The organism is Pseudomonas sp. P65(2024), assembly GCF_057480955.1.
In genome coordinates this window covers 57135-72348 of the sequence record NZ_JBLIYX010000015.1, presented here as the reverse complement: position 1 = coordinate 72348, position 15214 = coordinate 57135, and the positions used below count along the sequence as shown (strand labels likewise).

The following is a 15214-nucleotide window of genomic DNA, read 5'->3' as shown; positions in this document are numbered from 1 at the left end:
AATCTGTAATCCGCGCCTCAGGTGGCTGACAGGCGCGGGCGGCGAGGATCGTGGCAGTTCCGTAGCGAGAGCACGCCATGCCACCGACTCCAACCCGCCGCACCTTCGTCAAGGGCCTGGGTGCCGCCAGCGCCCTGGCCGGCCTCGGCCTCTGGCGCCCGCTGGCCCAGGCCGCCGAGGGCCGCCTGCCGCTGCACGAGCTGAGCGGCCTGCAGTTCGACCTGTTCATCGGCCAGACCCCGGTCAACATCACAGGCCGGCCGCGCACCGCGCAGACCATCAACGCCAGCCTGCCCGGCCCGCAGCTGCGCTGGCGCGAGGGCGACACCGTGACCCTGCGCGTGCGCAACCGCCTGGACCAGCCCACCTCGATCCATTGGCACGGCATCATCCTGCCGGCCAACATGGACGGCGTGCCGGGCCTGAGCTTCGCTGGCATCGAACCCGGCGGCGACTACCTCTACCAGTTCACCCTGCGCCAGAGCGGCACCTACTGGTACCACAGCCACTCCGGGCTGCAGGAGCAGGCCGGCGTGTACGGCGCCATCGTCATCGAGCCCCGCGAGCCTGAACCGCATCAGTACCAGCGCGACCATGTGCTGCTGTTCAGCGACTGGTCGGACCAGGCGCCAGAAGCGCTGATGGCCACCCTGAAGAAGCAGTCCGACGCCTTCAACTACCACAAGCGCACGGTCGGCGACTTCGTCGACGATGTCGCGCAAAACGGCTGGGGCAAGGCCGTCGACAACCGCTGGACCTGGGCGAAAATGCGCATGAGCCCGACCGACCTGGCCGACATCAGCGCCGCCAGCTACACCTACCTGCTCAACGGCCAGCCCCCGGACGGCAACTTCACCTGCCTGTTCCAGCCCGGCGAGACCGTGCGCCTGCGCCTGATCAACGCCTCGGCGATGACCTACTTCGACTTCCGCATTCCAGGCCTGAAACTCTCGGTAATCGCCGCCGACGGCCTGCCAGTGACACCGGTGAGCGTGGACGAGCTACGCATCGCCGTGGCCGAAACCTACGACGTGCTGGTCACCGTGGGCGACCTGCCCGCCTACACGCTGTACGCCCAGAGCATGGACCGCACCGGCTTCGCCCGTGGCACCCTGGCCCGTGCAGCGGGCTTGCAGGCCCCCGTACCCGAGCCAGACCCGCGCCCGGTGCTGACCATGGACGACATGGGGCACGGCGACATGGGTGGGATGGAGCATTCGAATATGCCAGCGATGAACCACGCCAACATGGCGGGCATGGACCACTCGAACATGGCCGGTATGGCCATGATGCAAGGCCACCCCGCCAGCGAGATCGACAACCCGCTGGTGGACATGCAGACCATGGCCCCCCGCGCCAACCTGGCCGATCCTGGTATTGGCCTGCGCGGCAACGGCCGCCGAGTGCTGACCTACGCCGACCTGCGCAGCCCCTACCCCGATCCGGACGGGCGCGAACCGTCGCGCAACATCGAGCTGCACCTGACTGGCCACATGGAACGCTTCGCCTGGTCGTTCGACGGCATCAAGTTCAGCGATGCCGAGCCCCTGCGCCTGAAATACGGCGAGCGGGTGCGCATCATCCTGGTCAACGACACCATGATGACCCATCCCATCCACCTGCACGGCATGTGGAGCGACCTGGAGGATGAACAAGGGCGCTTCCTGGTGCGCAAGCACACCATCGACATGCCACCCGGAAGCCGGCGCAGCTACCGCGTCAGCGCCGACGCCCTGGGCCGTTGGGCTTACCACTGCCACCTGCTCTACCACATGGAGACCGGCATGTTCCGCGAGGTACGGGTCGATGAATGAGAACCGCAACCGCCACATCGTCACCTGTGTCGCGCTTATGGCCTTGCTGGCCAGTGAACGGGCCCTGGCCGCGGGCATGGACCACATGAACCATGGCACCATGCCGATGGACCACGGCCAAATGAACCATGACAGCATGCCCATGGACCACAGCCAGATGAACCACACGGCGACGCCCCCCAGCCAACCGCGCACACCGCTTCCGGTGATCACCGACGCCGACCGCCGTGCCGCTTTCCCGCCGCTTCCGGGGCATCAGGTGCACGACCAGGCGACCAACTGGGCGGTGATCGTCGACCAGCTGGAATACCAGAACTTCGAAAGCAGCGGCGCCCTGAACTGGAACGCCACTGCCTGGGTCGGCGGCGATATCGACCGCCTATGGCTGCGCACCGAGGGTGAGCGGGAACAAGGCAAGACCCACAAGGCCGAGCTGCAGGCCCTCTGGGGCCATGCCATCAGCCCCTGGTGGGAACTGGTCGGCGGTGTACGCCAGGACTTCCAGCCCGCCAGCGGCCAGGGCTGGGCCGCCTTCGGCATCCAGGGCACGCCGCTCTACGGCCTGGAGCTGGAAGCCACCGCCTACGCCGGCGAGCGACAGCAGACCGCGCTGCGCCTGGAGGCCGGTTACGCTATGCTGCTGACCAATCGCTGGATCCTCGAACCGACCGTCGAAGCCAACTTCTTCGGGCGCAATGATGCCGGGCGCGAGCAAGGCTCGGGGCTGGCCGAAAGCGAAGTGGGCCTGCGCCTGCGCTACGAGATCACCCGCGCGTTCGCGCCCTATGTCGGCGTCAGCTTCAACCGCCTGCACGGCGACCGTGCAGACCAGGCCCGGGAGAATGGCGAGGACATCGGCCAGACTCGGCTGGTGGTGGGGTTACGCCTGCGCTTCTGAAGCACACGCGCTCCCACCAGGCCGCCACCTGGCCAATGAATCATGCTGTTTCATAGGAGCTCCACCATGCTGCGCAAACACCTGCTCACCCTCGGCCTGCTGGCCGTCACCGGCCTGGCCCAGGCCGCCGAGACCATCGATGTCTACCGCGATCCCAACTGCGGTTGCTGCAAGGAATGGATCAAGCACCTGAGCGACAACGGTTTCACCGTCAACGACCATGTCGAACCGAACATGAGCGCGGTCAAGCAACGCCTGGGCGTCGAGCCACGCCTGGCGTCGTGCCACACCGGGGTGATCGACGGCAAGTTCGTCGAAGGCCATGTGCCGGCCGAACAGGTACGCCTGCTGGCCAGACGCAACGACCTCAAGGGTATCGCGGTACCGGGCATGCCCATGGGTTCGCCGGGCATGGAGATGGGTGACCATAAGGACGCCTACCAAGTCATCGGCGTGACCCTGGATGGCCAGGATACCGTGGTCGCCAGCTACTGATGCTCAGCCTTGGGGCGCTGTTCCTCAGCGCCTTCGGCGCCGCCACCTTGTTGCCGCTGCAGTCCGAAGCGGTGCTGGTCGGACTGCTGATTCGCGAACCGAGTGCCTGGGCAACTCTGCTGCTGGTGGCCACCCTCGGCAATGTGCTCGGTTCCATCGTCAACTGGCTGCTGGGCCGGGCCGTCGATCACCTGCGCGAACGCCGCTGGTTTCCGTTCAGCGCCAGCCAGCTGGAACGCGCCCAGCAACGCTACCAGCGCTGGGGCCAGTGGTCGCTGCTGCTGAGCTGGATGCCGGTGATCGGCGACCCGCTGACTTTGATCGCCGGGATCATGCGCGAGCCGTTCTGGCGTTTCGTACTGCTGGTCACCCTGGCCAAGGGCGGGCGCTATATCGTGGTGGCAATGATCACCCTGGGCGGGTTTCACACAGGGTGATCGGAGGGATTCGAAGCGCTGGCTGAAGCCCGAAGGCCTCAGCCAGTGTTACGCTCAAGCCGCGTTGGCAGCCTGCAGGTTGCCAAGTAGGCGCCCTGCCTTGTCCAGCTTATTCTGCAACGTGTCCATGAACGATTGCGCGGTGTGGAACTGCAACAGATTGGGCTCCAGTTTACGCTGCCCGAAGAGGTCGCCGAAGGAGTGGGACTGCCCCACCGCCGTGTGGTCCAGGACCATTGAAGCGATTGCCTTTTCGGCAGCACTGCCCTTTTCGGCAAGATGCTCCAGGTGCTCGAACGACTGCGAGAGCGGACTAGCCGGCCGCTGTAGCGAATGGATGGTCGCGTTGAAGTCATTACGCGTAGGCAGAGCGACCTCATCATCAATCTTGACAAAGTCGAGCTTGACGGCCTGGAGCGACGTTACCGGATCAGACTGTTCGATGGTCGTCGCGTGATAAGCCACTTCAGGCTCCACAGGCCGTGCCGCGCTCGCTTGGGCTAATGTGCCGGCCACCACCGGATGGGTATGGTCGCTTGCATCCCCCACGACAACTGGCGCCACTGGATCAGGCTTCTGGGCGAACCGTTCGATGAACTCGGCATCGACCTCTTTGACAAACTCCACCACCGCTTCAGCCCCCACTTGCTCGGGATCCGGAAACTCGGCAAATCGCGAGGCCAGGAAAATTACCGCATCGAGCACCTTGGCGGCAGCCATCGAGTCGTTCTGCATAAGCGCGATACTGTCCGGAGACTGGGCTGCAATCAGGGTGTACCCACCGACAATATCGACCTTGTTAATACTTGTCTCGACCTTAAGCTCAGGCACAAGCTTGCCCAGCATGTCGATATTCGACAACAGGCAGTTGGCGTTACGCATGATATTGCTACCCGTGAGCTGTTCCGTGTAACTGGTCATGAACTGCTCGGTGGGCAGATGCTCCTGCTTCGCCAGTATCCCGTTGGCCTGCGACCTCATGACATCCGGCAGCCCCTTGGCCACCTGCTCGTTCAAAGAGCGCATCACGTCCGACGTCGAATCCGCGGCCTGCGCGCCCCCCGTCGCCACACTGGAACGAAAGCCGAGGAACTCGGCAATCGCGATGAATAGGCGCATCAGGATGCCATGCTTCTGCGGTTCCTCGTGACGTGCCAGGCGCTGCGCCGTTTCGCTGGTTTTTACCTCTTTGCAGTCACTGCCCGCGTTGACGGGGTCCAGGTCGGCGCCACACACCCAACTGGTTGAAACCGATTCAATCATCGTGCAAACCTCTTCTTGCAGCATCGTTTAACTTGTGGAAAAGACCGCTCTCACTCCAGCAAGAACAAAAGTCTTCTCCGCAGTAATTTGCCTCCAGCATGGTGGAAGCTGAGCAAACGATACTGGCGCTGCACATCAGGCCCCATCAGCCCTTATCGCCTTTTTTGCACTTTTCGGCGTTGGTGTGATGGCACGGTATTGGTTGATACGCAAGCATGAAAAAGCCGCAAGAGCCTGGACCCTTGCGGCGTCTAACATCCTTCAAGAAACCGGGTCTTCTCAGGCCATGATGCCAGCAGCCCTGAGCCCCTGGTTGTCATTGCGCAGGATTTCCTGGATCAGCTGACGCACCTGGTCGATCATCTTCGCCAAATCATCGGTACAGCGCTGGAACAACTCCTTCTGGTTACCGGCAACCGCCGCCTCAAGCTCCTGCTCCTTGGCCCAGACATCCTGCAACGACTTGATGGCATGGGCGATGCCCGTGCCGAAGGCTGCGCCACTCTGGGCCACGCCATTGAGCGTGTGCAATGTGGTATTGCGGGTGTCGATGCCGTTCTGCAGTTGCTTGACCTCGATACGATTCTCGGCGATCAGCTTCTTTGAGGCCATCGTCACCTCACCGGGCTTGGCAAACTCGGCAGCATGACTGGCTTGCTCCACTCCCTTGATACTCCGCGCATCCCCCAGATTTTTGAGCATCCCGGTGGTACCGCTGACCAGGGTGAACATACCCAATGCACCGCTGACAGCCGCCGAGGCGAACAGCGCATTGCTGGCGGTTCTCATCCAGCCGATCTGTTCCTTGCTCGCCAGCACGCTGACTTCGGCCTGGGTCCTGCGCCCCTGCGCATTGCCATCGCGCACCTGCATGGCGGCTCGGAGAATCGCCAGCAGGCTCTCCAGGTCCTGGCTGCAGGGCGTAGCCTGCGGCGTATCCAGGCTTACCCGCCCTTGCTTCTCGGCAAATGCCGCGCTCGTCGCTGCACCGGGCATGGCCAGCATCGCCCACAGCGGCTGCCCAACCTTCTGCCCCTCGGTGACCGGCAGTTGGGCATTCACGTGGGACGAATGATCAATAGTGGAAATAGACAGACTCATGATTGACTCCTTGATCAGGCAATGACGTTTCGGCAAGCAATATCGGCGCAGGCTTTGCTGCGGTTGTTCAACAGTTCCAGCAGTTGTTCGAAGCGTTGCTCCTTCCCCGCGAGCAGTTGTTCCAGCGCCTTGGCCAACTGCTCGAGAAAACTGTGTCCCTGGTCCAGCAGCAGGCGCATCTCCGCCAGCTGGGCCTCGCTGCGCAACGCCAGCCCCTGCATGATCGAACTGGCCGCCTGCCCGGCGCTGGACAGCGTGGTGGTCGCCATGCTGGCGCCTGTCAGGGTCATCTGTAGCTTGGCCTGGGTGCCCGCGCTGGCGGTCGAGATGACACCGGTGGAGGCGACGCTCTGGATCTTCTGGCCCACCGACAGGACCGCCTGAGCGACCTTGCCACTCACCTTGCCGGCCACCCGGGCAGCGACCACCGCGAGGCTACCGCCGCAGGTCAGCACCACCGAGGCCAGCGCCAGGGCGACTTCCACCGCCATCAGCACCGGCCCGAGGTACTTCATTACCTCCTTGGAGATGTGCCCGTCCTCGGCGGCCTGGTTCAACGACATGGACACCACGCCCATGACGCCACCGGCGATCATCAGCGCGCCCGCGACGGCGCCCAGGCCGGTGGCGACCATGACGGTCCCCACCACGATGGAGACGATGGCGGCGGCCCAGCCAAAAACCTTGGCGAACACGCTCGCCGTGCCAGCATCCCGGTGTCGCTGGGCCACCTCCTCCATCTTTTGCGCGTTGAGCGCCATCTGCTGGCGGTTCTGCTCGGTGAGCTGACGTACCTGCTGCAGATTCAGCTCGGTCTGGCGAGCACCCAACTGGCTCAGCAGTTCGGTGAGGCGAATATCCAACTCAGCGTCGGAGATGTCCCCGGCGAGCTGCCCAAGTATCAGTGCCCCGACATCGGGTACCGCGACCAGCACCGGTTGCATGAGGCCTTCGGCGTCGAACAGTTTGTCGACTACCTGCCCCTGTAGCTGTCCCGTCGCCAGTGGCGCCGGAGGATCCAGCCGGACATTCATGTCCTGCTTGATCGTTGCGATTCTGGACGGTGTGCCGGTCTCGCCGGGCAACTGGATCGCCGCACCCGGCAGACGCGGTTCCGATTCGATTTCAGCCGGCATCAGGAGCGGCTGCTCCACAGGAAGAAGTTCAGCTCGCATGACGTGCGCCCTCCTTCTGCTGCAGGGCCTCGAGCAGCACCTGTGCCTGACCTGCCAGACCGGCATGTTCGCTGTCCACCGCCAGGATCTGCGCCTGTTCGTAACCGCTGCGCGCCGAGGCAAGGTCGCCCAGGTGCTGGTGGCATTGAGCGGCATGGAAGGTGAAACGCGGGTCCTGCGGCGCGAGCATCGCGCCATAGGCATAAGCCGGCAATGCATCCTGGTAGCGCTCAAGGGCCTGGTAGGCACCTGCCACGCCCAGAAACGCCCGGGGATCGTAGTGGTTGAGTGCCGCCAGCCCCTTGAACATCGTCAGCGCATCCTCCAGCCGTCCCGCCTGGTAGAAGTTGAACGCTTGGGCATAAAGCGTTTCCAGTTGTGCCACGCAAACCCCGCGCAGCATGGCGAATGTGCCGCCATCGCCGAAGAAGCGCTCGATCGCATCGACGTTGTTGGCATCAGCATCGCCGCCGGCCATCTGTTGTACTACTGTCATCTCCTACCTCAGTTCTGCAGAATCTTGGACAGCATCGAGAACCAGGTCTCGACGAACTTCATCATCACCTCGGTGGAGGTGGTGTAGCGCGAACCCACGTCGTTGAGCAGGGTGGTCTGTTCGGTCACCTTGTCGTTGACGATGCGGGTGCGGTCGCTCAATGCCTGGGAGAAATTGGCCAACGGGTTGTTGTCCTTGTCCCAGGCGTACTGCGCTTTCAGATCGGTCATCGGCCCACTGACCTTGTGCAGGCGGCTACCGCTTGCACTCGACGCAGTGACGGATTGCGTGCCCTCGAGAAAATGCCGCACCGTGACGACCCCAGAGCCGTTGAAGGTGGGCTTGAACGTGTCCAGGCTCGAGAGCAGTCGGCGCTCGAAACTCTTCTCCCAACTGTCCGCATCGAGGTCATAGAGCTTGCGGTCGAAGAGGTTGAAACTACCGTCTTCCAGCTTGAAGGTGCCCTTGTCAGCCATCACCACGTTGACCTTCGACTGGATCACGCTGAAGATCTTCAGCTCCGCCGTGAGGCACCTGAGCTGCTCGCTAAGCTCGGTGCGTTCGGCCTTCTGCTTGCGCATGCGCAGGCCCATCGCCGCCATCACCAGCTCGTCCATGCGCAAGCGCTCACCCAGGTTCTGCAACTGCAAGGGAGCTCCCGGCAACCAGCCGGCATAAGCCTCGAGCAACTGGCAAAGCGCATCGACATGCTGCTCAGGCAGCGGTCGCGCCAGCAACCCCTCGAAATAGGGACGACTCTGCACCAGGCGCGCCTGCCCCTCGGGGCCCAACAACTGCTCGATGGCCTGCGCTCGATGTACCAGGTCCAGCGGCTGCCCCTGGCCGCCCATGGCCATGATCCCGTGTTGATCCAGGACCTCCTCCAGGCGCCTTATGTCTTGCCAGGTGTCCGGCGGCGCGACACGGTCTACATACGGCAATGGGACAGGGCGACTACTTGCTTCAATAGAACTGCTCATCATCTGTATCCGGTTGGCCAGGTACCCTTCTTGGGGTACATGCAGATGAGTCTATTGAAGGGCGAACAACCGCTCCGTCAGGCCCGGCCGCGATTTTGTAGTTTCCGGATAACGCTTTCTGACACCCGATGAGCGTCAGCCGATTCGCCCCAGCGGCTGGATGTTGATCTGCGTGGTGAGCTCCTGGAACGACAGCACCGGCAGCTCGAAATAGATGCCCTCGACCAGCTTGCGTACATAGCGGCGGATATCCATCGACACCACCAGCACGGGCCTGGCTTGAACATCCTGCAGGTCGCCCACCACGGCTTTCACCTGGGCGAGAAAGGCGTCGCTCTGCGCCGGCTCCAACGCCAGGTAGCTGCCGGCGCTGGTCTGGCGGATGCCACTGCGGATCATCTCCTCGACCGCAGGGTCCAGCAGATAGGCCGGCAGCAGGTTGTGGCCGCTGGCGTACTTGTAGCAGATGTAGCGCTTGAGGCTGCTGCGCACGTATTCGGCCAACTGCACCACATCCTTTTCCTTCTGCCCCCACTCCACGAGAGCCTCGAGAATCGAGCGCATGTTGCGGATCGAGATGCCCTCGCCCACCAGCCGCTGGAAGACCTCGGTGATGCGCTGCAACGGCAGGATGCGCTGCACCTCCTTGACCAGTTCCCCATAGCCCTGCTCCATCTGCTCCAGCAGGTAGCGGGTCTCCTGGATGCCGATGAAATCCCCGGCGTATTCGCACAAAACCTGCGAAAGATGCCAGGCGAGCACCTGGTCGATCGCCAGGAAGGCGCACCCGGCGCGCTCCAGGCGCTCACGCTGCGCCTGCTCCACCCATAGCGCCACACGCCCCGGCTGCAGGGCTTCGCCTTCCTCATAGGACACGCCGACAAGCGCCAACTGGCTGGGTTTTTCCTGCACCAGTAGCCGTTCCGGCATGAGCCGCCCACGCGCCACCGGCACTTCCTGCAACAGGATGCGGTACTCGCCGGGGCCAAGCGCGCTGGTAAAACGCAGGCGGATGCCGGGAAACGGCACGCCATGATCCAGGTACAGCGCCTGGCGCACCCGCGCCAGCTCGTCGTTCAGCGAGACGGCTTCAAGGGCGGCTTGCAGGCCACTGTCCACATCGATGAGCAAGGGCACGGTCAGAGCAAAAGCTTGTGTATCACCGGCCAACTTCGCCCTGCCGGTTGGTTTGAGCGTAGGCGCGCCGGCGCCGTTGGCCAACAGCGCCGGCAGGCCACCGCTCTGCTGCCGGCCGTCCTCCTCGATGCGTCGCTGGCGGATTACCCACCAGCCACCGCCGCCAACCAACAGCGCCAGGCTGAAGAAAGTAAACGTCGGAAACCCTGGGATAATACCGAACAATGCCAGCAGCGCGCCGCCGATCAATAAGGCCTTGGGCTGCGCCATCACCTGGCTGCCGATGTTCGCCCCCAGGTCGCGGGCACCTTCACCGTCGCGGGTGACGATGATGCCCGCGGTGATGGCGATGAGCAGCGCCGGCACTTGGCTGACCATGCCGTCGCCCACGGTGAGTACCGCGTAGAGCTGCAAGGCGTCGGCCGCCGTCATGCCCTTCTGCATCACGCCGATGGCCAGCCCAGCCAGCAAGTTGACCACGATGATCACCAAACCGGCGATGGCATCGCCCTTGACGAACTTCATCGCCCCGTCCATGGCCCCGTACATCTGGCTGGCCTTTTCCACTTCGCCACGGCGCGAACGGGCCTCGTTGACGTCGATGACCCCGGCGCGCAGGTCGCCGTCGATGCTCATCTGCTTGCCCGGCATGGCATCGAGGGAAAACCGCGCGCTGACCTCCGCCACCCGCTCGGCACCCTTGGTGATCACCAGGAACTGCACGATGGTGATGATCAGGAACAGGATGCAGCCCACCACCAGGTTGCCGCCGACCACGAAGTCGCCAAAGGTCTGCACGATCTGCCCGGCGTCGGCCTCCAGCAGGATCATCCGCGTGGTGCTGATCGACAGCGCCAGGCGAAACAGCGTGGTGACCAGCAGCACCGACGGGAACACCGAGAAATGTAGCGGCGAGACAACGTACACCGACATCATCATCAACACGACGGCGATGGTAATGTTCAGGGCGATCAGCAGGTCCAGCAACAGCGGCGGCAACGGCAGGATCATCATGAACACCACTGCCAGCAGCATCACCGCCAGCATCAGGTCCTTGCGCGCGCCGACATGGCCGAGCATCCGGGTCAAGGTGTTCATGACTGATCCTTGAGTCGCAGGTACTCGGCGAAGGTGGCCTGCGCCTGCTCCAGGCGGCCCGCCATCTGCTGCGCCTGGCTCAAGCACAGCCATAAGGATGCCTGCTGCTCGCCGGCGTCACGCAGCGTCAGGCACTGCTGCTCGGCGCGCGCCCAGTCGCCCAGCTCGAGGGCGGCCACTACCGAAGCGCGCCGCCCGGCGAGGTGATCGGGATCAACCCGCAACAGCACCTCCAGCAATGTTTGCGCACCGTCAGGTCGTCCACATCGCAGATGAAGCCAGGCCAACAGTTGCAGGACATCACACTGTTCGATCGTCAATTGCATCTGTTCATACCTTGAGCAGAAGGTTCGCGTAGCACGCCAGCGCGTGCCGGTCGGCCAGCAACGCTTGCAGCAGTACCGCCGCCTGGCGCTCCTTGGCGCTCAGCAGTTGCTTTGCCAGGGAGCCCAGCGTCATGGCGAAGCGATGTGGGTCGTACAGGGCACGCAGCTCCTGTTCGGGACTGGCGTACGACAGCCGCAGGCTTGCCATCCGATACTGCGGGTACAGCTCACGCAGGTGTGCCTGCACAGGTTGCCCAGGCATCGGCAGCGGTTCGCCAACCGATCGGGGGAACACGGTGTCGGCTGCCAAGGATTGCAGCCACGGGGCATGGAGCTGCCCGCCTCGTTCTATCAGGCTCATGCCGCAAGCACTTCGACGCGCATCCGCGACAGCAACTGGTAAGCCTCGTGCAATACCTGTTTCGTCACGCGACGTTCATCGAGACTGACCAGCAACACCAGACGTTCGTCAGGCAGCAGGCCGCATCGCAACAGCTGCCCAGGTACCTGGTGGTCCTGGACATGCCTGAGGGCACTCGACATGGCATGCTCGAACAATGCGCCCTGCACGGCAAAGCTCAGCCAAAGCGTCACCTGGCCCGCCAGCCGCTCGAACTGCAGGACACCGATATCCGGAAGATCCAGGCGTAGCCGTGTTTCCGGCAGATGCGCCAGTACCACGCCTTGATCGCGGCAGAACCGGACGATGGCCTCGCTACAAGGGTCCATGCTCATTCCTCCCGCACGCCACGCAGCGACGCTTCCTCATCGTCGATGAGCCGGTCCATGGTCAACTGACAGACCATCAGCAGGTGCTCGCGCTGGGTCTCATCGCTGAAAACCTGCAGAGGCAACAGCCGGAAGATGCGCTGCAGTTCACGCAGGCAGTGGATGCGTTGCCCGCCAGGAGCAAGCGGCAGCACGGCCAGCAGGCGCAGGATGTCCTGCTCGCCGGCCCAGCGTTTGTCGATCAGCGCCAAGAGGTCGCTGACCAGATCAGAAGGCCCGTACGCCACTGGGCTCTCCGGCAAGCTGGCGGAACAGCGCGGTAGTGTCGCTTTCCAGTTTCTTCAGGGCCTGCACCAGTTTCATGTCGCCGATGACCTGCTGCAGCTGATTGCTGTCCAGGTGCGAGGACGGCCCGCTGATATGACTGGCCAGGCCGTTGAGCATGAACTGGGCGACATCGCCGATGGCCGCGTCACCGAAGCGTGCGCGCAGCTCATCCCAGGCGTGCTTGAGACCGCGATAACCACACAAAAAATCGCAGTACACCCCACGCAGCGCGGCCACTTCGGCGACCCCCTGTTCCTGGGTAGCCTGGGCCAGCGGACCGATCTCGATTCCCAGCTCGATCATCCGGCCCTGCGCCTGCGCCATGCCCGCCATGGCCTGATCTAGCTTCCCAGGCAAGCCGCTGTCATCAGCCATATTGCCCAATGCGGCACGGGCATAGGCCAAGGCCAGGTAGCGATGGCAGGCTTCGCCTGAAAACCCATCCAGCCGTGCTTGCAACTCTCCCGGCGTCAGATCGGGATGCTGGCGCAACCAGGCCACCAGTTCATCCAGGGCACGACGCTGCACATCCGGCACCTTGGCCAGCATCTCCTCGGCCGCCTGGCCTGCCTGCAAGCCATGCTGGCGCGCATCGGTGATGCGGCTACGGGCACCGAGCCGGGCATTGGCCAACGACGAGAACGCCATCGACACCTCTTCCGCCATCTCGACCTGCTGCCCCATCGGGGTTACCTGCCGCACCTGGATGGTTGCCTGCCCTTCCCATCCGCCCCCGACGACCACCGCCGATTCAACCTGCGCTAAGCCGATGCCTACACTCATGCCCACCTCATTATCGAACTACATGAATGAGCGGCATGCTAGAGGCCTGCCATGAGCCTTACTGTCATTGCCGGGCGCTTCTTTTTAGCCTTTCGGAAGGCGTCAAAGAGGGCGGCCGAAATCTAAAAACATGCGACTCACAGTGAAATCCGCCCCATGGCAAGCCTCCTAGAATGGCGTCCTTCCTTTGCGCACCAACACCCTTCCCATGTCGCCATCGCTGCTCCAGATTCCCCAGGCCCTGAAAGCCGCCGTGAACGACGTCACCCTGGTCCAGGTCAACGGCAAGGTCACCCAGGTCACCGGCACCCTGATCCGTGCACTGGCGCCTGGGGTGCGGGTCGGCGAACTGTGCCGGCTGCGTAGGCCGGACCATGAGCAGGAACTGCTGGCCGAGGTCATCGGCCTGCAACAGGACCAGGCATTGCTCGCCCCGTTGGGCGACATACAGGGGCTTTGCACGCGCACCGAGGTCTGCCCCACCGGTAGCCAGCATCGCGTCGGTGTGGGTGATCATCTGCTGGGAATGGTACTCGACGGCCTGGGCAACACGCTCGACGGCAACGTACAGACCGCGCCGCAAGCCTGGTACCCGGTACATCGGGATGCGCCGGCTCCCTTGAGCCGCAAGCTGGTCGACACACCCTTGAGCCTGGGCATCCGTTGCATCGATGGCCTGCTCACCTGCGCTGAAGGGCAGCGCGTCGGCATCTTCGCACCCGCCGGCGGCGGCAAGAGCACGCTGCTGGCCTCACTGCTGCGCAACGCACAGGCAGACGTGATCGTCCTCGCCTTGATCGGCGAACGCGGCCGAGAAGTGCGCGAGTTCATTCACCATGAGCTCGGCGAACAGGGCCTGCGCCGTGCGGTACTGGTGGTCGCGACCTCCGACCGTCCGGCGATGGAGCGGGCCCGTGCGGGCTTCGTCGCCACCACCGTGGCCGAGTATTTCCGTGATCAGGGCCGCAAGGTCCTGTTGCTGATGGACTCGCTGACCCGCTTCGCCCGGGCCCAGCGGGAGATCGGCCTGGCCGCGGGCGAACCGCCGACTCGACGCGGCTTTCCGCCGTCGGTGTTTGCCCAGTTGCCACGCCTGCTCGAACGTGCCGGGCACGCGGACAAGGGCTCGATCACCGCGCTCTACACCGTGCTGGTGGAAGGCGATGACCTGAACGAACCGATCGCCGAGGAAACCCGCTCGATCCTCGATGGCCATATCGTGCTGTCCCAGGCACTGGGGGCGGCCAACCACTACCCGGCCATCGACGTGCTGCGCTCGGTCAGCCGGGTGATGCACCAGGTGGTCAGCCCTGCCCACCGCGCCGCCGCCAGCCAGTTGCGCCAGTGGATGGCGTGCTATGAAGAAGTCGAGCTGCTGCTGCGAGTCGGCGAATACACCCGAGGCCAGGACCCTGCCGTGGATCAGGCCATCGACAAGCGCGATGCCATTCGCGCCTGGCTGTGCCAGGCGCCGCATGAGCGCAGTTCGCTGCAACAGAGCCTCGAACAACTGCTGGAGATCGCCCGGTGTCCTTGACCGCCCTGTTATCCATCATGCAACGCCGGCTGCAACGGGCCGAGCGCGAAGCGCACACTCAACAGGTCCGCTTGCAGGCAGCCCAGGCGGACCAGGCGCAATCGCTCGAAGTGCATCTGACTTATCGGCGCTGGGCCCTCGAGGAGGAACAGCGTCTGTTCGATGCGCAGATGGGCCGCCTGACCAACCTCCATGGCCTGGAGCACTGGCGTCGACAGGTCGGTCTGCTCGGTGAGCGCGAAGCGAGCCTGCGTGGACAGGTCGTGGCCTGCGAGGACGCGCTGATGCGCCAGCACTCGGCACGCCAGCAGGCGCAAACGAAGCTCGCCAAGGCCAGACAACAGCTGGACAGTTTCAAGCAGCTGCACGAGCAAGCTTCCCGGCAAACCGCTCGGCGTACAGAGCACAGCCAGGAGCTCGAAGTGGAGGAGCGCCATGGCCAGGGAGGTTCTCCATGCTGAACACCGAGCCTGTCCCTGCGCTGCCGGACAACCGATTGCCTGAAACGCCTGGACTTAGGCCATGCAACGAGCAGCGACGGTTGTTCGAACACCTGCTGGAAGATCCACGGATAAAGCGCAGGACGCCGCAGGAGACTGGCCATCGACCCACCCAGGA

At 63.8% G+C, this 15214-nt stretch carries 17 protein-coding genes; 6 read left to right on the top strand and 11 right to left on the bottom strand.

The features are described from left to right. Nucleotides 1-77 precede the first annotated feature (77 nt). From AC25MA_RS19255 to AC25MA_RS19240, 4 genes are all read left to right on the top strand, one after another. The gene (locus tag AC25MA_RS19255) at nt 78-1814 is read left to right on the top strand and encodes a copper resistance system multicopper oxidase (RefSeq protein WP_486972316.1); all 1737 of its coding nucleotides are present in this window, start codon (nt 78-80) and stop codon (nt 1812-1814) included. After that, complete coding sequence (locus AC25MA_RS19250) at nt 1807-2712, top strand: copper resistance protein B (protein ID WP_088851415.1); 906 nt, start codon at nt 1807-1809, stop codon at nt 2710-2712. The genes AC25MA_RS19255 and AC25MA_RS19250 overlap by 8 nt, the downstream gene beginning before the upstream one ends. Nucleotides 2713-2778: 66 nt before the next feature. Further along, nucleotides 2779-3207 carry a DUF411 domain-containing protein gene (locus AC25MA_RS19245; RefSeq protein WP_028692474.1) on the top strand — a complete coding sequence of 143 codons (429 nt, stop codon included), beginning with the start codon at nt 2779-2781 and terminating at the stop codon, nt 3205-3207. After that, nucleotides 3207-3644 (top strand): YqaA family protein, encoded by a 438-nt coding sequence (locus AC25MA_RS19240; protein WP_028692475.1) that lies wholly within the window; start codon nt 3207-3209, stop codon nt 3642-3644. Before AC25MA_RS19245 ends, AC25MA_RS19240 begins: the two co-directional genes overlap by 1 nt. 54 nt (nt 3645-3698) lie before the next feature. On the opposite strand, the gene AC25MA_RS19235 is transcribed toward AC25MA_RS19240, so the two are convergent. The 11 genes from AC25MA_RS19235 to AC25MA_RS19185 all read right to left on the bottom strand — a co-directional run bounded on the left by AC25MA_RS19235 (nt 3699) and on the right by AC25MA_RS19185 (nt 13059). Continuing rightward, a complete protein-coding gene (locus AC25MA_RS19235; protein ID WP_247284299.1) occupies nt 3699-4931 on the bottom strand; it encodes a hypothetical protein in 1233 nt (410 codons plus the stop codon). Between the two features lie 255 nt (nt 4932-5186). Beyond that, nucleotides 5187-6008 carry a hypothetical protein gene (locus AC25MA_RS19230; RefSeq protein ID WP_486972315.1) on the bottom strand — a complete coding sequence of 274 codons (822 nt, stop codon included), beginning with the start codon at nt 6006-6008 and terminating at the stop codon, nt 5187-5189. 14 nt (nt 6009-6022) lie between these two features. Then, complete coding sequence (gene sctE / locus AC25MA_RS19225) at nt 6023-7183, bottom strand: type III secretion system translocon subunit SseC family protein (RefSeq protein ID WP_158216128.1); 1161 nt, start codon at nt 7181-7183, stop codon at nt 6023-6025. After that, nucleotides 7173-7679, bottom strand: a complete 507-nt coding sequence (locus tag AC25MA_RS19220; protein ID WP_081791636.1) for a SycD/LcrH family type III secretion system chaperone — start codon at nt 7677-7679, stop codon at nt 7173-7175. The genes sctE and AC25MA_RS19220 overlap by 11 nt, the downstream gene beginning before the upstream one ends. 8 nt (nt 7680-7687) lie before the next feature. Further along, nucleotides 7688-8536, bottom strand: coding sequence for a virulence-associated V antigen (locus tag AC25MA_RS19215; protein WP_486972314.1), 849 nt, complete (start codon nt 8534-8536; stop codon nt 7688-7690). A gap of 258 nt (nt 8537-8794) precedes the next feature. Further along, nucleotides 8795-10894, bottom strand: coding sequence for a type III secretion system export apparatus subunit SctV (gene sctV, locus AC25MA_RS19210; RefSeq protein WP_028692480.1), 2100 nt, complete (start codon nt 10892-10894; stop codon nt 8795-8797). Further along, nucleotides 10891-11220, bottom strand: a complete 330-nt coding sequence (gene sctY / locus AC25MA_RS19205) for a type III secretion apparatus assembly chaperone SctY (RefSeq protein ID WP_028692481.1) — start codon at nt 11218-11220, stop codon at nt 10891-10893. Before sctY ends, sctV begins: the two co-directional genes overlap by 4 nt. Nucleotides 11221-11224: 4 nt before the next feature. Then, nucleotides 11225-11482: a type III secretion apparatus assembly protein SctX gene (sctX, locus tag AC25MA_RS19200; protein WP_158216127.1), complete on the bottom strand. Its 258-nt coding sequence runs from the start codon at nt 11480-11482 to the stop codon at nt 11225-11227. Nucleotides 11483-11577: 95 nt separating this feature from the next. Continuing rightward, nucleotides 11578-11949, bottom strand: coding sequence for a type III secretion system chaperone family protein (locus tag AC25MA_RS19195; protein WP_051555750.1), 372 nt, complete (start codon nt 11947-11949; stop codon nt 11578-11580). A gap of 2 nt (nt 11950-11951) precedes the next feature. Next, on the bottom strand, nt 11952-12236 hold the full coding sequence (locus tag AC25MA_RS19190; protein WP_062361122.1) for a TyeA family type III secretion system gatekeeper subunit: 285 nt from the start codon (nt 12234-12236) through the stop codon (nt 11952-11954). After that, nucleotides 12217-13059: an HrpJ domain-containing protein gene (locus tag AC25MA_RS19185; RefSeq protein ID WP_062361121.1), complete on the bottom strand. Its 843-nt coding sequence runs from the start codon at nt 13057-13059 to the stop codon at nt 12217-12219. The genes AC25MA_RS19190 and AC25MA_RS19185 overlap by 20 nt, the downstream gene beginning before the upstream one ends. 208 nt (nt 13060-13267) lie before the next feature. On the opposite strand from AC25MA_RS19185, the gene sctN reads away from it, so the two are divergent. Together sctN and sctO are read left to right on the top strand one after the other, a co-directional pair. After that, nucleotides 13268-14596 (top strand): type III secretion system ATPase SctN, encoded by a 1329-nt coding sequence (sctN, locus tag AC25MA_RS19180; protein WP_062361198.1) that lies wholly within the window; start codon nt 13268-13270, stop codon nt 14594-14596. Continuing rightward, entirely contained in the window at nt 14587-15057 is a 471-nt protein-coding gene (gene sctO, locus AC25MA_RS19175) for a type III secretion system stalk subunit SctO (protein WP_083242053.1), read from the top strand. The genes sctN and sctO overlap by 10 nt, the downstream gene beginning before the upstream one ends. Nucleotides 15058-15214 lie beyond the last annotated feature (157 nt).

Coding starts and splice junctions, on each gene's coding strand:
- AC25MA_RS19255 (WP_486972316.1), top strand. CDS start 78: ATGCCACCGACTCCAACCCGCCGCACCTTCGTCAAGGGCCTGGGTGCC.
- AC25MA_RS19250 (WP_088851415.1), top strand. CDS start 1,807: ATGAATGAGAACCGCAACCGCCACATCGTCACCTGTGTCGCGCTTATG.
- AC25MA_RS19245 (WP_028692474.1), top strand. CDS start 2,779: ATGCTGCGCAAACACCTGCTCACCCTCGGCCTGCTGGCCGTCACCGGC.
- AC25MA_RS19240 (WP_028692475.1), top strand. CDS start 3,207: ATGCTCAGCCTTGGGGCGCTGTTCCTCAGCGCCTTCGGCGCCGCCACC.
- AC25MA_RS19235 (WP_247284299.1), bottom strand. CDS start 4,931: ATGCTGCAAGAAGAGGTTTGCACGATGATTGAATCGGTTTCAACCAGT.
- AC25MA_RS19230 (WP_486972315.1), bottom strand. CDS start 6,008: ATGAGTCTGTCTATTTCCACTATTGATCATTCGTCCCACGTGAATGCC.
- sctE (WP_158216128.1), bottom strand. CDS start 7,183: ATGCGAGCTGAACTTCTTCCTGTGGAGCAGCCGCTCCTGATGCCGGCT.
- AC25MA_RS19220 (WP_081791636.1), bottom strand. CDS start 7,679: ATGACAGTAGTACAACAGATGGCCGGCGGCGATGCTGATGCCAACAAC.
- AC25MA_RS19215 (WP_486972314.1), bottom strand. CDS start 8,536: ATGGCCATGGGCGGCCAGGGGCAGCCGCTGGACCTGGTACATCGAGCG.
- sctV (WP_028692480.1), bottom strand. CDS start 10,894: ATGAACACCTTGACCCGGATGCTCGGCCATGTCGGCGCGCGCAAGGAC.
- sctY (WP_028692481.1), bottom strand. CDS start 11,220: ATGCAATTGACGATCGAACAGTGTGATGTCCTGCAACTGTTGGCCTGG.
- sctX (WP_158216127.1), bottom strand. CDS start 11,482: ATGCCTGGGCAACCTGTGCAGGCACACCTGCGTGAGCTGTACCCGCAG.
- AC25MA_RS19195 (WP_051555750.1), bottom strand. CDS start 11,949: ATGGACCCTTGTAGCGAGGCCATCGTCCGGTTCTGCCGCGATCAAGGC.
- AC25MA_RS19185 (WP_062361121.1), bottom strand. CDS start 13,059: ATGAGTGTAGGCATCGGCTTAGCGCAGGTTGAATCGGCGGTGGTCGTC.
- sctN (WP_062361198.1), top strand. CDS start 13,268: ATGTCGCCATCGCTGCTCCAGATTCCCCAGGCCCTGAAAGCCGCCGTG.